We start from the raw sequence: 18,784 nt of genomic DNA, 5'->3' as shown, positions 1-18,784 counted from the left end.
CCTGGTCGAGGTCGCCGCTCGCGGAGAGGTCCTGCGGCTGACCACGCGTCTGAACCAGCGTCACAGGGTGCCTCCTGCGGCGATGGGTGAACGTCCTCGGCACGAAGGTGCTACGCGGCCGCCTCGACGACGGTCCGGCTCGCGGCCGTACGCCGGGGCGCCGACGAAGGACGTCGCCGCCCACGGGTCGCGGCACCGCGCTTGGCGCGTTCGGTCACCGGTGCGGCGATCACGACCGGGACGCCCGAAGGGGCCTGCGCGCCGGTGATCCGGTTCAGGGCCTCGTCGCCCGAGCGGATCTGGGTGGTCTGCGGCTGGATACCGGCGTGAGACATGAGACGGACCATGTCCCGGCGCTGGTTCGGCGTGACGAGCGTGACGACGCTGCCGGACTCACCCGCGCGGGCGGTGCGGCCGCCGCGGTGGAGGTAGTCCTTGTGGTCGGTCGGCGGGTCGACGTTGACGACGAGGTCGAGGTTGTCGACGTGGATGCCGCGCGCCGCGACATTGGTCGCCACCAGCACGTTGACGTGCCCCGTCTTGAACTGCGCCAGCGTGCGGGTGCGCTGCGGCTGCGACTTGCCGCCGTGCAGGGCGGCGGCCCTTACGCCCTGGTGGAGCAGGTCCTGGGTCAGCCGGTCGACGGCGTGCTTGGTGTCAAGGAACATGATCACGCGGCCGTCGCGCGCGGCGATCTCGATCGTGGCGGCGTGCTTGTCGGCGCCGTGGACGTGCAGGACGTGGTGCTCCATCGTGGTGACGGCACCGGCCGACGGGTCCACCGAGTGCACGACCGGGTCGCTGAGGTAGCGGCGCACCAGCAGGTCGACGTTGCGGTCAAGGGTCGCCGAGAACAGCATCCGCTGTCCCTCCGGCCGCACTTGGTCGAGCAACGCGGTGACCTGGGGCATGAACCCCATGTCGGCCATCTGGTCGGCCTCGTCGAGCACGGTGATCGCGACCTGGTCGAGCCGGCAGTCGCGGCGCTCGATGAGGTCCTTGAGGCGGCCGGGGGTGGCGACGACGACTTCGGCGCCGGAACGCAGCGCGCCGGCCTGCCGGCCGATCGACATGCCGCCGACGACGGTGGCCATGCGCAGCTTCAGAGCACGGGCGTACGGGGTGAGGGCGTCGGTGACCTGCTGCGCCAGCTCACGCGTCGGTACGAGGATCAGGCCGAGCGGCAGGCGGGGCTCGGCACGCTGTCCTGCGGTACGGGCGAGCAGGGCGAGACCGAAGGCCAGGGTCTTTCCGGAGCCGGTGCGGCCACGGCCCAGGACGTCACGGCCCGCGAGCGAGTTCGGCAGCGTCGCGCCCTGGATCGGGAACGGCACGGTCACGCCCTGCCGAGCCAGCTCGGCCAACAGCTGCTCGGGCATGCCGAGTTCGCCGAACGCTTCGACGGCGGGCAGGGCGGGGGTGATCGTCCTGGGGAGCGCGAACTCACCCTGCACCGCGCCGGGCCTGCGGCCGTAACCGCCGGAGCGGGCCGGCCCGCCGGAGCGGCGCGGCGACGATGACGACGAACCGCCGCGGCCACCGCCGGTGCGGGAGTCGGCACTGCCATTGCGGGTACGGGCGAAGCGGTCGTTCGTGCGTGTCTGGTTCATGTGGAACCTTCCTCGATACGGCACATATCAAGGAATTCCCACGGCGATGAACGGCACGGAGAATTACGAGTATGGACCGACGGCAAAAGAAAGCAGATCCGGTCGGCGAAAATACACGCCGAGCGGAGGTGCTGGAGCAAATGACGCGATGGGCGCGTGATTTCACGCAATGCCCGGGCGTCGACTGCGATGCAGATCGTCAATAAGCGGCGGCAGCGTACATGAAGCAGGCACCGCGCGTGGTGAGACCGGGGAGTTCCCCCAAGTCGTCCCGCCGGTGAAACCGCAGCGGGAAATGCGTGCAGCTGGGGCCCGCACCCCGAAGGATGCGGGCCCCAGCTACAGCGTGCGCTCAGCGTCAGGCCGGAACGATGTTCTCGGCCGTCGGGCCCTTCTGGCCCTGCGCGATGTCGAAGGTGACCTTCTGGCCCTCAAGCAGCTCACGGAAGCCCTGAGCGGCGATGTTCGAGTAGTGGGCGAACACGTCGGGGCCGCCACCGTCCTGCTCGATGAAGCCGAAGCCCTTTTCCGCGTTGAACCACTTCACGGTACCAGCAGCCATGTCATATCTCCTTTGGGGCAGTACATCGGAATCCACACCGTGCGAACACCGTGTCGCCGCGATGATTACCCCGCCCGGAACACGACCGGAAATACAAAAGCGCTCCCACTGGCCGGAGCCGCGTGGAGCACTTGAAGTTTTGGGAACCACAACTGCAACTGAGATCGACAGTAGCACACGGCAACGGGCTGCGTACGTCGAAATATTCGACTCCAACGGCTGCGGCAATAACGCTCTCGGCGCGGCCGGTAAAACCCTCTCTCGGCGGGCACAGATATTGCTGCACCGCAGTGCGACGTTCGCAGAATTCCCGGGGCGCGACGCGGCGCGGCGGTGACGCGGCGGCGAAGCGGCCCGCGACACCGAGGGGGGCCGACGCAGCGGTCAAGTGCGTCCCGCGTGTGCTGCGGGGCTCCCTTCGAAGCCGTGCTCGTACCCGGCGGCGCCAAGTTGGCGGAAAACGTCGGCGTTGGCGACGATCCCCGCCCGGCGAGAGCTCCGGTCGCGCATTCCGCGCAGGCGCGGGTAGGGAATGGTACGGAAGATGGACCAGGACGTCTTGATTGCCTTGGACGCCGCTGCGGGCGCGGGCGGTCATTCATCCCAGCGTTTGAACGCCCTCTTCGTCAGCAGTCAGCAGTCAACAGCAGGAAGCGAGGAACCGATCGTGGACCTGACCTATCTGATCCGTGCGGCCCGGCGCGCCGCAGCAAAAGAGCAGGCCGTCTACCAAGGCCAGGAGAAACGCCCCTTGGCGGGCTACCTCGCCCTGATGGGCACCTACGCGGCCACTGTCGTCGGGATCGGCCTGACGGCCAAAGCCAACGGGCGCCCGTTGCCCAGGCTCGGCCCCTTCGATGTACTGATGCTCGCCTGCGCCACCCAACAGCTCTCCCGGATGCTGACCAAGGACCCGGTCACCAGTCCGCTACGAGCCCCTTTCACCCGCTACCGCGGTACCTCCGGACCAGCGGAACTGGAGGAGGAGGTGCGCGGCACGGGCATCCGCCACGCTGTCGGTGAACTCGTCACCTGTCCCTACTGCGCCGGTCTGTGGACCACCACCGCCCTGACAGCGGCGCACATCTTCGTCCCGAAGACCGCGCGCTTGACCACAGCCGGACTCAGTGCCCTGGCGGGTGCTGACCTGCTGCAGCTGTGTCGCAGTCGCCTGCAGTGAGAATTCGTGTCCTGAGAAGCCATGACAGGCCGAGCCCGGCGGCCTCGGTTTCCCACGACTGACGCGTCCTTTGCGAGTGGGCGCCGGCAGAGATGGCAAGGTCGTGTCACGGCGCGGCCGGAGCACCAGATATCCGCTCCACTGGTCTGCGGCCACCACTCTGCCCTCACCTGCCAGGGCGACCGCAGGACGGCTCACCGGCCTGCCGAGACCGCTCGCGAGATCGGATTCTGGCCATGGCCGCTCCGAACGGCGCCGCGTCGCCGCTCTGACCCACGGTGAGGGAGATGGACAGAGGCCGGGCCCAGCTGTCACTGGGCAAGTGGACCTTCGTGCTCAAGCGACCGCGGGAGTGGCCAAGCGTGTGGTCCTCGGCCCAGCCGGCCAGAAGCCCCTTTTTCCTGCATCCAGCCGGATGGCGGTGGGCCCGGCAGACGTGGAGTCCACCGACGCCGTCCGGCCTGCGTCGCCATCGGCATTCGCCACCGCGAGGACCGCCGCGAGAACCCTTTCCCAGGTGTCTTTCATGGCCTACTGACCGGGCGGGCAGGCCGGCAACGCCGAGGAAAAGCGAGACGGTGCATGTCCACACCCACGACAATCACGTGCTCATCGAGAACGGCTTGCTCCAGAACGGCGCGACGAGTCGAAATCCAGTTCACTCCGGAGTCAGGTGCGCGGTGGGGCGCAAGCGCTTCGTCACAATGCGGAAACCGCATGTCATGCCGCCTCGCTTTCTGCACGAGCCACTTCCCAACGCCCGCGACGTTCGCACCCCACATTGGCGCCAACCGTCTCAAGGCAACCCTTCTCGCGATGTCCCAGCCATCTGCGAGCTCAGCCGAGCCGGCGCCGAAGGGCCAGTTCAACGCGGCGCCCGAAAAGCGAGAAGGCGTAGTGCGCTCCTCTCGCTCTCCGGGCACAGCGCACGCGCCGGGGCTGAGGGCGACGAGCGCGACACCGGATCGGGCCGGATAGCGCAATCTTGCACAGATGAGTGAATACCGCGGCGGATTGGGCATCCGCAATGCATGACTTCATCTTCGGCACCGACCCCGGACCCGGACCCCCGCAAGACGACGGGGCTGGAACCGGGGGGAGGCGTACCACCGGGCGAGACCCCGCCCGCCGAGAGCAGCATGTCGGGGGCCGGGCCCCGGGAGACCCACAACCCGACGAAGGGTTGGGCGAAGGCGCCGCTCGCGGTGATCATCGGTCTCGCAGTGGTGGTTGCGGGGTTCTTCCTCGCCTACGCGATCATCCTGCTGCGGTAACCGATGAAGCGGAACGGCGAGAACACCGCTTGGAGCCGTCGGCGGTGTCTTCACCGAGCCTGCTGATCATGGACTGGGCGGCTCGCTCGGCGGGTTCACCACCAAACTGCGCACTTGGCCGTCGAGCAGGGCCACAAGCCATGTCGATCGCGGTGACGGCAAGGCAGACTCACCGCCTTTTGCACCTGCCCCGGAGAAGGTCCGCGTACCTCGTGCCGGGGCGGGCCGACCACCCGTTCTCCTGGATCGTGTCGGGCTGACAAGGCATATCCCTTCGCCAGGCACGACAAGCTCGCAGTCCGCTACGAGAGAAGCCCTCATCGCCGCGAGCAACGCCGACCGTGACCGGCACCGTCGGAGGCGGCCTTCGGCGTGATGCCTCGTGTGCCTCGCGGATGGCTGCGAGGATACGCCCCCGGTCATGTATGAGGCGCAGTCATTCGCACGGGCCCAGAGACGTACGGGTGCATCCGCCGGTCTGGGGACGAGGCGACGGGCCCCGCCAGGTCCGCTCCAGTCACCCGAAGAAAACCCCCTCAAGCTGCTCAGCTACATCCTGAGTGACGGCCACTGCTCGTCCTTCCATGCGTCGATCTCGCCCTCGCCGCGCTCGGCGGTCCTGCGGAAGGGGACCTGCACGCTCCAGCCGATCCGGCGCATGAGCAGGTCCAGCCGGGCCAGGGTGTACTTGACGCCGAACCGGCGGCGCGCGATCTCGGCGATCCGCGCACGGGTCCGGCACTGGTCGGGCCGGCCGACGGCGGCCCTCTTCCGGGTGGGCGCGCCCCCGGGGCCGGCAGAACGGCCACGTGGGCTCGTTCGAAGGCGGTGCCGCCCCTCCCCGGGTCGTGCTCGTCGTCGACTGCGGCCAGGGTGTTCGCCGCGACCATCCCATCGAATTCACGGTTCAGCGCGAGTACTTTCCCCGAAATGGTGAATGACGTCGGCAGCGTAAGCACGCGGAACTTTCTTCCACAGTCCCGGCTCTCACCCCGCAAAGTGGCTCATTCGTCAACGCGAGAACTGTTGGCTCACCATGACACCCGGCAGGAAACCTTCGCCGCGATCTGCGACGTGTGCTTGCATTTGTCGTGTTTGCTCGTCGCGACGACAGCGCCGTGGACGATCCGCCGAGCCGGAGGTATGGAAGTCATGAGCGCACGTGCATGGGTCCGTGCCACTCGGGCGCTCATCGCCCGAGGGCGCACTCGCCCCTATCCGTACGGATTGCTGGCGCCTGTGGCACGTGTCGCCACGATTGCGGCCGCTGACGAGATCCGCCGGTTCCTGACGGATCAGGGGATCCGGTCCACCGTCGCTCCCAGCCCGCCCCGGCGGCACGTGAAGGGCCTGCGGTCCCAGGTGCGCTTTCAGGTGCTGGTCTTCATTGAAGACGTGTCCCTCGCGAGGCACCTGGTACACCTGTGGACCATCCCGGTTCACTCGGTCTGACAACATCGCCGTGGCCCGAGGACCGCTCCCCGTGACCATCGAAACCGTCCGGGACCCATTCGGTCGATATGCCGGTCCGGAAATCTCGACCCCCTGAGCAGGGCGCTGCCGATCGAGCGGGCACCGCGGCCCAGGGACTCCTTCCGCCTTCTGGGTGAAAGATCGCGGCCAAGGGCTGGTTCATTCGCGGAAAGGCCGCGTATGGGCCACGCTGGCGCGGGAAGTTCCTTGCTCGGACAGCAGCGAGTTTCTTCCGTGAAACGCCGGCCACAGCCCGCGGGGCGCAAGTGTGGCGGTCGCCGAAGAGGCGGCCTCAACCTCCGGGAGAACAACCCATGTCTTCTGCGCAGCACACGCCTTCGTCCTCCGGCCATCGCGAGGATGCCCCGACAGCCAGGGGGGAGAAGATCGCGACGTGGGCGGACGGTCGCCTCGGCTTGTTCGCGATCGCCAAGCCGAATCTCAGAAAGATCTTTCCCGATCATTGGTCCTACATGCTCGGGGAGGTGGCACTCTACTCCTTCGTCATCATTATTCTGACGGGTGTCTACCTGACGCTCTGGTTCAAGCCCAGCATGAATGAAGTTGTTTATCAGGGTACCTATGTGCCGTTGCACGGCATCCGCATGAGCGAAGCCTTCAAGTCGACCATGGACATCAGCTTCGACCTGCGCGGAGGGTTGTTGCTTCGCCAAATCCATCACTGGGGCGCCATCGTCTTCATCGCGTCCATGCTCGTGCACATGATGCGCGTCTTCTTCACCGGCGCTTTTCGTAAACCCCGAGAGGCCAACTGGCTGTTCGGTGCCGGGTTGTTGATTCTCGGAATGTTCGACGGCTTCATGGGGTATTCGCTGCCGGATGATCTCCTGTCCGGGACCGGAGTCCGCTTCATGGAGGGAGCGCTTCTCTCCGTGCCGATCGTCGGGACGTACCTTTCTTTCTTCTTCTTCGGCGGGGAATTCCCCGGCACGGACTTCATCGCTCGATTGTTCAGCATCCACGTGCTGTTGATCCCGGGCATCATGCTGGGGTTGCTCGTGGCCCACTTGGCGCTCGTCTTCTACCACAAGCACACCCAGAGCTGGGGACCGGGAAGGACCAACAAGAACGTCGTCGGGATGCCCCTGATGCCGGTCTACATGGCAAAAGCCGGCGGATTCTTCTTCCTCGTCTTCGGTGTCCTGGCCATCATGGCGGCCATCGCCCAGATCAATCCGATCTGGAGCTTCGGCCCCTACCGCCCCGACCAGGTGACCACCGACGCCCAACCCGACTGGTACATGGGCTACTCCGAGGGCCTGATCCGACTCATGCCCGGCTGGGAGATCAACCTCTGGGGCCACACCCTCCAGCTCGGGGTATTGATCCCGCTGATCGTCTTCCCCACCATCCTCCTGGTGCTGTGGCTGTACCCCTTCGTCGAGGCCTGGATCACCGGCGACGACCGGGAACACCACATCACGGAACGCCCCCGCAACAATCCGACGCGTACCGCGTTCGGCGCCGCATGGGTCGCCGAGTACCTGCTCCTGCTGCTTGGCGGCGGCAATGACTTGATGGCCACCCACTTCCATCTTTCGATCAACGTGATCAGCTGGGCCGCCCGCATCGGGTTCTTCGTGGTGCCGGTCGTGGTGTTCGTCGTCACCAAGAGAATCTGTCTCGGGCTCCAGCGCCGCGACAAGGAGAAAGTGGAACACGGCCGCGAGACCGGCATCATCAAGCGCCTGCCGCACGGAGAGTTCGTTGAGGCCCACGAACCACTCTCGCGGGAGCAGCTGTTCACCCTCACGGCGCACGAACAATACGCTCCTCATGAGATCCCGCCGGCTACGGACGAAAACGGCGTCCAGCGCAACGTCAGGTGGAGCGAAAAGCTGCGCGCCAGGCTCTCCAGTGCGTACTTCGGCCAGAGCGGCCAGATCGCCAAGACGACGTCCGAGGAATACGAGAAGCACGTGACCAGCGGCCATCACTGACGGAATGCCGTCTGTCCCTGCTGGAGCAGGCTGAACTGAGCCTCCGCCTCGGTGTCCTGCGTGCCGCCCTCCGGGACTCGGGCGGGTGGGTGCAGGGCGAGAGGGAGGGCCGAGCCCCACGCGGAGAGCCGACGGGTGACCGACCGGGACAACGCGAAGGACCGCTGCCCCGGTCGGTCACCGGGTCCAGCGGCGGGGGAACGCCGCTTGCGCAGGCGCGTCCGGTATCCAGGGGGTATGACCTTCAGACATCCAGCGGAGCGTGGCGAGAGCGGGCGCGGCCTGTTCGAACACCTCGCGGAGCGCGCGTCGAACTTCACCAGCTCGCCGCTCTTCTCCGTCCTGTGCTTTCTCCTGGTCGCGGCGTTCGTCGCCACCCATGTCGCCGGGCTCTCCCTGAGTTCGCAGCTTTTCGCCGGCGAGTTGATGACCGCGGTGACCCTGTTGTTGCTGGCCCTGCTCAAGAATTCCGAACGGCGCGCGGAACATGCGATCCAGCGCAAGCTGGACGCCATCGCGGCTGCCTTGCTCGAACAGCACAGCGGGGAGAGCGGCAGGTCGACGGACGCGCTGAAGAAAGCGATCCGGCTGGAGGACGAGTCGTGACGGTGCCCTTCCCGCCGGGCGCCGGGGCGCGGCCGGCTGCCCCGCCACGATGTCCCGGCCGACGGATGACGTACAGGACCTGACGGAGCTGGCCGACCTCCTGGTCGCTGACGGGCCTGCGCGCGGGAACTGAGGGAAGGCGCGCGGGCCCGCCGCCGGAAGACCGGCAAGTGGCCTCAGTCGCCGTCCCGCTCGCCGGATCCCGGCTCGGCCATCTTGCGGTGGGCCTCGGCCTTGGCCGAATCGGGAAGCACCTTGTTGGCCAGGCCCTGCGCCTTGGTCTTCATCGAGCCGGCGACCCGCTTGTCCTTGCCGGAGAAGAGCGCGTCGAGGCCTTGCCGTGCCACCCCGGCCGGATCGTCCTTGTCCTGCCGGCCGACCTTCGTGTCGTCCATGCCGGCGCGGTCGAAGAAGTCGGTCTCCGTCGGGCCCGGCATCAGGGAAGTCAAGGTGATCCCGGTGTCCTTCAGTTCGTTCTGCAGCGCTTCGGTGAAGGACTGCAGGAACGACTTCGAGGCGTTGTAGACCGCCTGGAACGAGCCGGGCATGGTGGCGGCGATCGACGACGTGACGAGAATGCTGCCGTCGTCGCGTGCCACCATGTCCCGCAGCACACGCTTGGCGAGGTGCACGGTCGATCGGACGTTGAGGTCGACGATCTCCAGCTCACGCTCCAGATCATTGTCCGCGAAGGGGCCGCCCAGCCCCACCCCGGCGTTCAGGGCGACCACGTCCAGCGAACGCCCGAGCGCCGTGGCCCTTGCGTAGAGGGCTTCGGTCGCCTCGAAGTCTCTGAGATTGGCCTGCACCACCTCGACCTGTGCACCGGCCGCGCGCATGCGCTCGGCTGCCTCATGCAGCCGTACGTCGTCCTCGGCGTTGACGACGAGGTCGAACCCGCGCTCGGCCAACTGCTTGGCGAGTTCGTACCCGATGCCGCTGGAGGCTCCCGTGATCAGGGCGAGGGGTTTGGCAGCACTCATGAGCGAAGCTCTTTCCGGTATGGGGCACAAACGGGGGGACGTGAACCCGGGACGTCTTGTGTGCTTCTGCGCAGGGTCACGGCGGGTAAGGCCGGCCCGCGCGGAATGATGCCGTGGCTGTTGTCAGCGCCCCAGTGCCTTGCGCAGCTCCTGCTTGTTCATCGACGACCGGCCGTCGATGTTCTTCTTCTTCGCCTCCGCGTACAGCTGGTCCTTGGTCGGTCCCTCGGAACCGCTGTGCGACCGTTGTCCGCCGCGCTGCGAGGCGGACTTGGGGTCCTGGGTGGAGGTCTTGCTCGCGGACTTCGACTCCCCGGAGCGGGCGCGCTCCTTGTTGACGGTGCGGGCGGCGATTTCCTTGGCACGCTTCTCGGAAGTGCCGCGCTTCTCGGCGCCCTCCTTGATGTGCTCGTACTGGCGCTCACGCTTGGGGCTGGATCCTGAAGGCATGACAACCCTTCCTTTCTGAGGGGGCCACGGGCTCCGCGGCCTGCGATGCGTAAACGACTACCCCCCACCTCACGCGTAAAAAGGGCCATTCGCGACGGGTGAGCGCCATCCGGGTCACGGCACCGGCAGACCGGCGCCAGGCCCGCTGCTGTCAGCTCCTCCGGCCCGCCGGGCGCCGGCGACGCCGGGGCCGATTTAGACGAAGCCGCGCCAAAGGCGGGCGTGCCGCCGCTCCGGTCCTGGCGGCGGCCCAGGACCTGGACCTGTCCGGCCACTGCGCACCACCGGTCTCGGCGCACGCCTTCTGCGCTGTGCGCCGCCTGCGGCACCTTGAGAGGTCGAGCAGGTCAACGGCACGCTGATGCTGGACCGGCGTCCGGCCCTCGAGTACGACCACCGGCTCGGCACCTCCGCCTCCCCCGCCCAGTGGGCCTCCGCCGCGAACATGACCCGCCGCCTCACCACATCCGCTCACACCCAACGCGGCACCCTCCGGGCGACCGCGTGAACATCACCGAGTAAGAGGGCATACCCGATCCCGGGTGAGGCATCGGGCTCACCCCGGGCAGGAGGACGTTCATGCATGCAATCCAGCACGCCCTGTCGATCACCGGCTCCATGGCCTGGGAAATCACCTGGGCCCTGATCCTGGGCTTTACCCTGTCCGCGGTGGTCCAGGCGGTGGTACGAAAGTCCACCGTGGTCTCGCTGCTGGGCGACGACCGCGCCCGTACGCTGGCCACCGCGACAGGCCTTGGCATCGCCTCCTCGTCCTGCTCGTACGCCGCGGTCGCGCTCGCCCGCTCCCTCTTCCGCAAGGGAGCGAACCTCACCGCGGCGATGGCCTTCCAGATCGCCTCCACGAACCTGGTCGTCGAACTCGGCGTGATCCTGGCCCTCCTGATGGGCTGGCAGTTCACCGCCGCCGAGTTCGCGGGCGGCGGGCTGATGATCGTCGCCCTGGCCGTGATGTTCCGGCTGCTCCTGCGTGACGAGCTGGTGCGCGGCGCGCGGGAGCAGGCCGAGCGCGGGGTGGCGGGGTCCATGGAGGGCCACGCCGCGATGGACATGTCGGTCCAGCGCGACGGCTCCTTCGCCCGCAGGCTGTGTTCGCGCGAGGGCTTCACCTCGGTGGCCCACGTCTTCGTCATGGAATGGGCGGCAATCCTGCGCGACCTCGTCGTCGGCCTGCTCGTCGCCGGCGCCATCGCCGCCTGGGTCCCCGACACCTTCTGGCGCACCTTCTTCTTCGACGGCCACCCCCTCGCGGCCAAGCTGTGGGGGCCGTTGATCGGGCCGCTGGTGGCCATCGTCTCGTTCGTGTGCTCGGTCGGCAACGTGCCCTTGGCCGTGGTGCTCTGGAAGGGCGGCATCAGCTTCGGCGGCGTCGTGGCGTTCCTCTTCGCCGACCTGCTGATCCTGCCGATCCTGAACATCTACCGGAAGTACTACGGCACCCGGATGGCTCTCTTCCTCCTCGGCACGTTCTACGCGGCCATGGTCCTGGCCGGGTACGTGGTGGAGTTCGTCTTCGGTGGCCTCGGCCTCGTTCCTGACACCGCCGCCGCGGCCCTTCCGCAGGGCGGAGTCAGCTGGAACTACACGACCTGGCTGAACTGCGCGTTCCTCCTGCTCGCCGCCGTCCTGGCCCTCCGCTTCCTACGCACCGGAGGCAAGGACATGCTGGCCATGATGAAAGGCTCCACCGACGGCCGCTGAGAGCGGTGCACAGGGGGCAGGGGGAAGCTCGCCGCCGGTGTTCCCGGCGCGGGGACAACTCCAGAAGCACACCGACGGACAGGCCCGCCTCCGCCGGGCGCCGGAACGGCCCCTCGCGGCTGGCGTCCCCGTCTTCACGCCAGGTGGCTCCGGCGACTACCGGGGGTGCCGCAAGAGCGGCTTCCTGACGCCCGGCTTGGCGTTGTTCGCGTCGCCCAAGAGGGGGTCCGAGCCCAAGGCGGCGACCCGGCCGTCCGGTAGCAGCAGGGCCTCGGTGTGATGGTTGCGCCCGACGGTGGTACCGGCGGCGGCACGGAAGGCGTTGGCCTTGGGATCGTAGAACTCGGCCCTACGACCGTACGACGCGGGCTGAGCATCACCATCCGCACACCGGACGCCACCCGCATCACAACCGCATGAACGTCCCCGAGCCGGGGCCGGGTGTCGCGCTAGAGGTAGGGCGGTGGACTGGACCCGGACTGGACCTCGACGCGCTGCTCGAAGGTGCGGGCCAATCTGGATCAAGGTGGAGTAGCTGTCGACGGCCCGGCAGGGAGGAGCGACGGTGGTCCGGCACGGCGAACTCGGGGAGCCTGTGGGGCCATGTGGGAGGCCGGGGACACGCTCAGCCGGTGCTCCTGGGCGGGTTGTCGGACCAGCCCAGTGGGTAGAGCGCGTCCGCCTCACCCGAGACGCCCGGCTCGCCGCCTGCCTCACTGAACGCGGTAAGAGCCTCGACCAGGGCGGCACGCTGGCCGGGGGCCACCCTGGAGACGATTTCGGCGATGGCCTCACGGCGGCGGGCGGTGACGTCGTTGACCAGGCGACGGCCGTCGTCGGTCAGGCCCAGGAGGGTCTCGCGGCGGTTGTCGGGATTGATCTGGCGGACCGCCAGGCCGGCGGCGATCATGCGGTCGATCATCCGCATCGCGGTGGACGGTTTCACACCGAGATGGTCCGCCAGGACGACGAGCTTGGCCGTACCGCGGGTCGCGAGGACGACCAGGAGACGGAACTGGGGGAGCGTCACCCGGTCCTCGACCGCTGCCAGTGAGCGGGCGGACACGCCCACCAGGACGCGGGAGGCGGTCAGCACCGCGCGGGTCACCGCGTCGACATCGTCCGTGCCCGCGTTGACGTGCTCCGTGCCCGCTGCGGGCTGCGCTTGGTCGGCCATACCTCTTTTTACCGTGCCCCGCCCGCCCCGCTCTCATCCGGCCTTCTGTTCGCGGTGGCGGAGCAGGAGCATGGCGGCGTCGTCGTGGAGCGGGCCCTGGGTGTGGAGCATCAGGTTCTCGCGCAGCTTTTCCAGTGCCGCTTCCGGGTCGGGGTCCTTGAGGAGATGGGTGCGCCGGCCGAGCGGGTAGAAGGCGCCGGTCTCGTCGCGCGCCTCCGTGACGCCGTCGGTGTACAGGAGCAGCTGGACCCCTGCTGTGAACGAGACCTGGTACGGGTCCGGTCCGGTAGGGGCGTGCATGGTCAGGCCGAGCGGCAGGGCGTACTGGGCGGGCTCGGGGAAGGAGACGGCGCCGTCGGCGGATACGAGGAGCGGTGGCGGGTGTCCGTAGTTCACGAAGGTGACGGTGCCTGCGGGGTCGATCTCGGCGAGGAGGGCCGTGACGAACTTTTCGTCGTGCAGGGCCCGTTCGCAGGTCCGCTCGATCCGGGCGCCGACGGCGGTGAGGTCGGGCTCGTCATGCGCGGCCTCGCGGAACGCACCAAGGACGACGGCCGCGGTCTCGACCGCTTCGAGCCCCTTGCCCTGGACGTCTCCGACGATGACCCGCACCCGGTCCCCCACCGCGGCCACTTCGTACAGGTCGCCGCCGATGCGGGCCTCGGCGACAGCCGAGGTGTAGGAGACCGCGATCCGCAACGGGCCCGCGCTGCGCGGCACCGGCCGGAGCAGGACCCGTTGCGCGACCTCGGCGATCGAGCGGACGCCGGCCAGCTCCACCTCCCGGCGCTGCCGTGTCACGGCCGCCACGACGCCGGCCGCTGTGACACCGACGACGGCGCCCATCGCGGCATAGCCACGCCGCTCGGCGAAGAGTCCGTCGTACATGCCGAGCGCACAGCCCAGCACCAGGGCAACGGTTCCGATGAGGGCCGTTCTGCGCCAGCCGCCGGACAGGCCCGCGAACGCCGGCCCCAGCGAGACCAGGGGCAGTAGGCCGATGTCCGGTCCTGTCGCCGCGTCCACCACGGCGACCACGGCCATCAGCGCCCATGGCATCGCGGCCGGCGCGGCGGCTTCTTCCCGTCCTGACGCCCCGGCCGGGCGCCGCTTGCTCTGGTCCTCGGCGGACCCGGCAGCGTCAACAACCGCCGCCCCTCGTCGACCCATAGCCGCCCTCCCTCTCAACCTTTAGACTATGCAAAGGTCCTTCGGCTGCGGCATTCCGGCTGCTCGCCGTTATCCGATCGACGCCATCCGTTCGGTTTCCAGAACGCACAGAGAGGCTCAGTCCATGACCTCGGCATCACCGGCGACCCGTCGGCCCGCGCCTCCCACCGGCTGGCGAAGGACACTGGCCCGACTGCCCATCCACCTGTTCCGCATGGGTCTCGGCCCCCTGTTCGGCAACCGCGTGCTGCTGCTCGTCCACACCGGACGCACCTCCGGCCAGGCCCGGAAAGTCGTGCTCGAAGTGGTCGCCCACGACCCGGAACAGCAGACCTGGATCCTCGCCTCGGGCTTCGGCCCGAAGGCACAGTGGTACCGCAACCTGCGGCAGGCCCCGCAGGCCACCATCCAGACCGGACGCCGTTTCCGGGCCGTCACCGCCCACTTCCTCACACCCGGGGAAGGAGGGCGGATCATGGCCGAGTACGCGCCCCGGCACCCCCGCGCCGCGAAGGCCCTCTGCTCGTACATGGGGTTCCGGGCGGATGGCAGCGCAGAGGGCTATCAGGCGATCGGAGAGCGGATCCCGTTCGTACGGCTGGAAGAGTCCCGGCCCCGGTGAATCGTCGCGGGGTCTCCCGTCCCGCTACTTGTCCGGCCGCTCAAGGGTGTTGTCCGGGACGCAGCGCCGTCACGTCGAAAGTCGCTCCGCATATGCGCAGGGAGTCGGCCGGGACGCGCAGCGCCTCGGTCGAACCCGGCGGATACGCCTGCACCCATGTGGCGGCCTGCCGGCAGGGCTTGTCCGACACGCCCTCGTTCACGGTGTGCACAGACGCGTAAGCGGCTTTGCCCGGCGCCAGCACGACGGGCGGCAGGGTGTCTCCCTCACGCTGTGCCGGTTCACCGATGCGGGCACCGGAGGCGGAGAGAAGCGAGACGCCGGGGAAGCCGAGCAGATGGCAGGCCGTGGTGCCCGTGTTGGTGAACACCAGGGGTACGTAGATGTTGCCCGCGCCCGGCGAGATGCGGCCGAGGGAGAGGCGGAGCCGGTCGGACGTGCAGCGCGGATCGCCGGCGGAGGAAGAGGGAGTCGACGCACCGGTGTGGGGGGAGGGCGTGGCGGCGGCGGTGCTCGGCGAGGACCCTCCCCCGCCCGGCATGGACCCTCCCCCGCCCGGCATGGACCCTCCCCCGCCCGGCATGGACCCTCCCCCGCCCGGCATGGACCCTCCCCCGCCCGGCGTGGACCCTCCCCCGCCCGGCATGGACTCGCCCCCGGCGGGCGCGGACTCCACCGGACGCGGTGTGGTCGTGGTCGCGGCCCGCGTCGAGGGCGGCGGGGTGGCGGTGGCGCCGTCGCCGCATGCCGTGGCCGATGCGAGCGTGGCGAGGACGACGGCGCCGAGCGGCAGCAGGGTCCGGCGGGAACGATGTACATGGTCGAGGTACCTGTCCATGGGATTCCTTCCGTGCGGTCGGCCCCGGTCCGACGTTCCGGCCGACCTCAACGAAGCCGGCCGGACAGATCGGCGTCCGTCTCACGGCGCCTTCCCGGCAGGGCGCCGTTCAGTCCGTGCACTGCGCACCCTGGCCGCTTCCCGCCGCCTTCATGCCGCGGCGGGCTCCCGGGCCGCCTCGCCGCGCACGGAGTGCAGAGCGCGCAGTGCGCTCTGGTGCGTGAGCCAGCCCACCAGACGCGCTCGTTCGGCATCGAGGACGGGCAGGCCGGTTCCGGAATGGGAGATCAGGGCGTGCAGGGCAGCGGCCAGGGGCTGGTCCGGAGTGAGCGAGGCGGGCTGCTCCACCAAGTCTTCGACGATCGCACCGGATCCGGCGGAGCCGGGCTCGTCGGCGAGCGCCTCGGCCACCGCCCTGGCCGTGATCACCCCCACGTACTGGCCGTTCTTGTCGACCACCGGCAGCACGCCGTGGACCGACAGGGACAACTCCGTCGCCGCGGCCGTCAGTTCCGCCTCGACGGCGAGCGTCCCGGGCGGCTGCTCCATCACCTCGTCGACCTGCTGACCGCCCAGCGGTGCTCCGGAGGCCGGGCCGTCCAGATCGATCCCGCGACGGCGCAGCTTGAGGGTGTAGACGGTGTCACGGGACAGCAGTCTGCTGGTCGCGGTCGCGGTGACGATGGCGAGCATCAGCGGCAGGATGATCGAGTACTCGCCGGTCAGCTCGAACAGGATGACCACGGCCGTGATCGGGGCGCGGGAGGCGCCGGCGAACACGGCGCCCATGCCCACCAGGGCGTAGGCGCCGACCGCACCCGCCGTCCCCGGCAGCAGGCTCTGCATGCCCACCCCGTAGGCGGCGCCCAGCATCGCGCCCATGAACAGGCTCGGCGCGAAGACGCCACCGGAGCCACCGATGCCGATGGTGAGGCTGGTCGCCAGGATCTTCCCCGCAAGCAGCAGGAGCAGGAAGGCCGCGGCGTACTTGCCTTCCGCCGCGTTCTCCAGGACCGGATAACCCACCCCGTACATCTGCGGCAGCACCAGGAGCAGCAGACCGAGCAGCAGACCGCCGGCGGCCGGGCGCAGCCATTCGGGGCCGCGCCAGGCCCAGTCGCAGGCGTCCTCGATCCAGTACAGGATGCGGGTGAAGCCGATCCCGACAGCGCCCGCGACGATGCCGAGCAGCGCGAACAGGCCGTACTGGGCGACGTGTTCGACGTGGAAGGCCGGCAGGTTCAGGAAGGCGACATCGCCGAAGGCGGCCCTGCCGATCACGCTCGCCGCGACGCTGGACAGGACGACCGCGCCGAACGACTCGATCGCGAAGTCGCGCAGGATGAGCTCCATCGCGAAGAACACCCCGGCCAGCGGCGCGTTGAAGGTCGCCGCGATACCGCCCGCCGCGCCACACGCCACGAGCAGCTTCATCCGGCCCTCGGTGACCTTGACGATCCGGCCCAGCGTCGAGCCCAGCGCGGAGCCGATCTGGACGATCGGGCCTTCGCGGCCCACCGAGCCGCCCGAGCCGATCGTCAGTGCCGAGGCGAGGGCCTTGACCACCGACACGTTCGGGTTGATGCGCCCGCCGCGCTGGGCCACCGCCAGCATCACCTCGGGCACGCCGTGTCCGCGCGCCTCCTTGGCGAACCGGTCCACCAGCGGCCCGTACAGCAGTCCGCCGATCACCGGCGCCAGGAGAACGAAGTACGGGCCCAGCCAGGCGACGTGCAGGTTCGCCGCATGCCCGGCACCCGCGTAGTCGGCATGCCCCGTGAACAGGCCGGTGAAGACCTTGATCAGCCACCGGAAGGCGATCGACCCGAGCCCCGCACCCACACCGATCACCAGGGCCAGGGCCGCGAGCCCCCACTGGGCCTCACGCAGCCCCAGACGCCACCCGGCGCCCGGTCCCCGGCGTGCCACAGCCGCCTCGGAGCGTCCCATTCGTATGCCATTCATGTGCAGTTTCCCCTTACTCGCGCCATTTTGCATTATGCAAACGATGTCAAGCCAGGCGTCGGCCCAGACGGGCTCCGGCGACCGGAAAAGCGCGCCTCACCAGCGACGCGCCGAGCCGAAGCTCCAGCCACTGCTGCCGCTGGCCACCGGTATCACCCTGTACGCGGCCTGCCACCTCACCCACGCCAACCCCTACCTGGCCGCGTTCTCGGCCGGCGCGGTCCTCGCCTCGGTGTCACCCGAGTCCCGGCGCGCGTTCGAGCCGCTGGGCGAGGCCCTGGCGGAGCCGGCGAAGTTCGCGCACTCCTGGTGTTCGGCGCCTGCTCACACCGGCCTCTTCGGTGACCTCCCGCTGGGCGGATACGGAGCGGTGGTGCCGGCCATCGCCCTGATCCGCCCGGCCTCCCTGCTGATCTCCATGAGCGGAACCAGCTTCGACCGCCGGGAGAAGCCGACCGCTGCTTCGTTCGGCCCGAAGGGCTTCGCCTCAGTGGTGTACGGACTGCTCGTGCTCCAGTCCGGCATCCCTCAGGCCGAGCAGGCGTACACGCTCATCGCGGTGTGCATCGCCTTCTCGATCGTCGCGCACAGCAGCACGGACGTGCCGGTGGCGCGTATGTTCCACGTCAATGACCTGGTCGGCATCCCGGAGGGGGACGACGCCGCGACCCAGGGACGTCGAGAACACCGCGGACATCGCGGATGAGCCGAGAGGAACTACCCGTGCGCGCACGTGATCTGGCCGTGGAGTACGAAACGGTAGCCGTCGACAGCGAGGCCCTCGCGGCAGCCCGCCTGATGGCGGAGGACAAGCTGCCCGCCCTGCTGGTCGTGGACGAGGCGGGCGCCCCGGTGGCGATTCTGCCCGCCTCCCAGCTCGTCAAGGTACTGGTGCCGGCCTATGTGATCGAGGACCCGGCGCTGGCGGCGGTCATCGACGAGAAACACGCCGACCGGCTCTGCCGGGCCCTGGTCGGACGCACCGTGGGGGACTGCCTGTCCAGCAAGGCAGGGCCCCCGCCCATCGCGGCACCCGATGACACGGCGTTGGAGGTCGCCGCCCTCATGGCGCAGGTCCGCAGCCCCCTGGTCGCGGTGACCGAAAAGGACGGGCGCACCACCCGGTTGCTCGGCGTGATCACCGCCTCCCACCTCCTGCACCAACTCCTCGGAGCCCATCCCTGACACCCCCCT

At 68.9% G+C, this 18,784-nt stretch carries 17 protein-coding genes and 2 pseudogenes; 10 read left to right on the top strand and 9 right to left on the bottom strand.

Annotated elements, in window-relative coordinates:
- Positions 1-110: 110 nt before the first annotated feature.
- Both ACGFW5_RS09535 and ACGFW5_RS09530 read right to left on the bottom strand, forming a co-directional pair.
- The gene (locus tag ACGFW5_RS09535) at positions 111-1,610 is read right to left on the bottom strand and encodes a DEAD/DEAH box helicase (RefSeq protein WP_393833599.1); all 1,500 of its coding nucleotides are present in this window, start codon (positions 1,608-1,610) and stop codon (positions 111-113) included.
- A gap of 358 nt (positions 1,611-1,968) precedes the next feature.
- Positions 1,969-2,172 carry a cold-shock protein gene (locus ACGFW5_RS09530; RefSeq protein WP_045556499.1) on the bottom strand — a complete coding sequence of 68 codons (204 nt, stop codon included), beginning with the start codon at positions 2,170-2,172 and terminating at the stop codon, positions 1,969-1,971.
- 544 nt (positions 2,173-2,716) lie between these two features.
- Here ACGFW5_RS09530 and ACGFW5_RS09525 point away from each other — a divergent pair.
- Together ACGFW5_RS09525 and ACGFW5_RS09520 are read left to right on the top strand one after the other, a co-directional pair.
- Positions 2,717-3,352, top strand: coding sequence for a DUF1360 domain-containing protein (locus ACGFW5_RS09525; protein ID WP_393833598.1), 636 nt, complete (start codon positions 2,717-2,719; stop codon positions 3,350-3,352).
- 1,031 nt (positions 3,353-4,383) lie between these two features.
- Entirely contained in the window at positions 4,384-4,626 is a 243-nt protein-coding gene (locus ACGFW5_RS09520) for a DUF6480 family protein (RefSeq protein WP_393833597.1), read from the top strand.
- A 549-nt stretch (positions 4,627-5,175) separates the two neighbouring features.
- Here the strand turns inward: ACGFW5_RS09520 and ACGFW5_RS09515 are convergent.
- Positions 5,176-5,526, bottom strand: a complete 351-nt coding sequence (locus ACGFW5_RS09515; RefSeq protein ID WP_393833707.1) for a winged helix-turn-helix domain-containing protein — start codon at positions 5,524-5,526, stop codon at positions 5,176-5,178.
- A gap of 30 nt (positions 5,527-5,556) precedes the next feature.
- Here ACGFW5_RS09515 and ACGFW5_RS09510 point away from each other — a divergent pair, with 30 nt between their 5' ends.
- The 3 genes from ACGFW5_RS09510 (at position 5,557) to ACGFW5_RS09500 (ending at position 8,666) form a co-directional block, all read left to right on the top strand.
- Complete coding sequence (locus ACGFW5_RS09510) at positions 5,557-6,078, top strand: hypothetical protein (protein WP_393833596.1); 522 nt, start codon at positions 5,557-5,559, stop codon at positions 6,076-6,078.
- A 335-nt stretch (positions 6,079-6,413) separates the two neighbouring features.
- Complete coding sequence (locus ACGFW5_RS09505; RefSeq protein ID WP_393833595.1) at positions 6,414-8,060, top strand: cytochrome bc complex cytochrome b subunit; 1,647 nt, start codon at positions 6,414-6,416, stop codon at positions 8,058-8,060.
- Between the two features lie 237 nt (positions 8,061-8,297).
- The gene (locus tag ACGFW5_RS09500; protein WP_393833594.1) at positions 8,298-8,666 is read left to right on the top strand and encodes a low affinity iron permease family protein; all 369 of its coding nucleotides are present in this window, start codon (positions 8,298-8,300) and stop codon (positions 8,664-8,666) included.
- A gap of 176 nt (positions 8,667-8,842) precedes the next feature.
- Here the strand turns inward: ACGFW5_RS09500 and ACGFW5_RS09495 are convergent, their stop codons facing one another.
- Positions 8,843-9,649 carry an SDR family NAD(P)-dependent oxidoreductase gene (locus ACGFW5_RS09495; RefSeq protein ID WP_393833593.1) on the bottom strand — a complete coding sequence of 269 codons (807 nt, stop codon included), beginning with the start codon at positions 9,647-9,649 and terminating at the stop codon, positions 8,843-8,845.
- A 123-nt stretch (positions 9,650-9,772) separates the two neighbouring features.
- Positions 9,773-10,099 (bottom strand): plasmid stabilization protein, encoded by a 327-nt coding sequence (locus ACGFW5_RS09490; protein WP_359955257.1) that lies wholly within the window; start codon positions 10,097-10,099, stop codon positions 9,773-9,775.
- A 239-nt stretch (positions 10,100-10,338) separates the two neighbouring features.
- Here ACGFW5_RS09490 and ACGFW5_RS09485 point away from each other — a divergent pair.
- Both ACGFW5_RS09485 and ACGFW5_RS09480 read left to right on the top strand, forming a co-directional pair.
- A pseudogene (locus ACGFW5_RS09485) lies at positions 10,339-10,434 on the top strand (mandelate racemase); the annotation flags it as partial.
- Between the two features lie 244 nt (positions 10,435-10,678).
- Positions 10,679-11,818: a permease gene (locus tag ACGFW5_RS09480; protein WP_393833592.1), complete on the top strand. Its 1,140-nt coding sequence runs from the start codon at positions 10,679-10,681 to the stop codon at positions 11,816-11,818.
- Between the two features lie 625 nt (positions 11,819-12,443).
- On the opposite strand, the gene ACGFW5_RS09475 is transcribed toward ACGFW5_RS09480, so the two are convergent.
- Positions 12,444-12,995: a MarR family winged helix-turn-helix transcriptional regulator gene (locus ACGFW5_RS09475; protein WP_393833591.1), complete on the bottom strand. Its 552-nt coding sequence runs from the start codon at positions 12,993-12,995 to the stop codon at positions 12,444-12,446.
- A gap of 33 nt (positions 12,996-13,028) precedes the next feature.
- Positions 13,029-14,054 carry a PP2C family protein-serine/threonine phosphatase gene (locus ACGFW5_RS09470; protein WP_393833706.1) on the bottom strand — a complete coding sequence of 342 codons (1,026 nt, stop codon included), beginning with the start codon at positions 14,052-14,054 and terminating at the stop codon, positions 13,029-13,031.
- 235 nt (positions 14,055-14,289) lie between these two features.
- Here ACGFW5_RS09470 and ACGFW5_RS09465 point away from each other — a divergent pair, with 235 nt between their 5' ends.
- Positions 14,290-14,787: a nitroreductase family deazaflavin-dependent oxidoreductase gene (locus ACGFW5_RS09465; RefSeq protein WP_393833590.1), complete on the top strand. Its 498-nt coding sequence runs from the start codon at positions 14,290-14,292 to the stop codon at positions 14,785-14,787.
- A 40-nt stretch (positions 14,788-14,827) separates the two neighbouring features.
- On the opposite strand, the gene ACGFW5_RS09460 is transcribed toward ACGFW5_RS09465, so the two are convergent.
- Both ACGFW5_RS09460 and ACGFW5_RS09455 read right to left on the bottom strand, forming a co-directional pair.
- Positions 14,828-15,625 (bottom strand): DUF4232 domain-containing protein, encoded by a 798-nt coding sequence (locus tag ACGFW5_RS09460; RefSeq protein WP_393833589.1) that lies wholly within the window; start codon positions 15,623-15,625, stop codon positions 14,828-14,830.
- Between the two features lie 150 nt (positions 15,626-15,775).
- Positions 15,776-17,575 carry a chloride channel protein gene (locus ACGFW5_RS09455; RefSeq protein ID WP_393833705.1) on the bottom strand — a complete coding sequence of 600 codons (1,800 nt, stop codon included), beginning with the start codon at positions 17,573-17,575 and terminating at the stop codon, positions 15,776-15,778.
- A gap of 124 nt (positions 17,576-17,699) precedes the next feature.
- On the opposite strand from ACGFW5_RS09455, the pseudogene ACGFW5_RS09450 reads away from it, so the two are divergent.
- Positions 17,700-18,296, top strand: a pseudogene (locus tag ACGFW5_RS09450) (cation:proton antiporter); the annotation flags it as partial.
- Positions 18,297-18,313: 17 nt separating this feature from the next.
- A complete protein-coding gene (locus tag ACGFW5_RS09445) occupies positions 18,314-18,775 on the top strand; it encodes a CBS domain-containing protein (RefSeq protein WP_393833588.1) in 462 nt (153 codons plus the stop codon).
- The last annotated feature ends 9 nt before the right edge of the window (positions 18,776-18,784 follow it).

The sequence above is a fragment of the Streptomyces sp. NPDC048416 genome, assembly GCF_043200435.1.
GTDB lineage: Bacteria > Actinomycetota > Actinomycetes > Streptomycetales > Streptomycetaceae > Streptomyces.
This window is presented reverse-complemented; position numbering and strand designations above follow the sequence as displayed.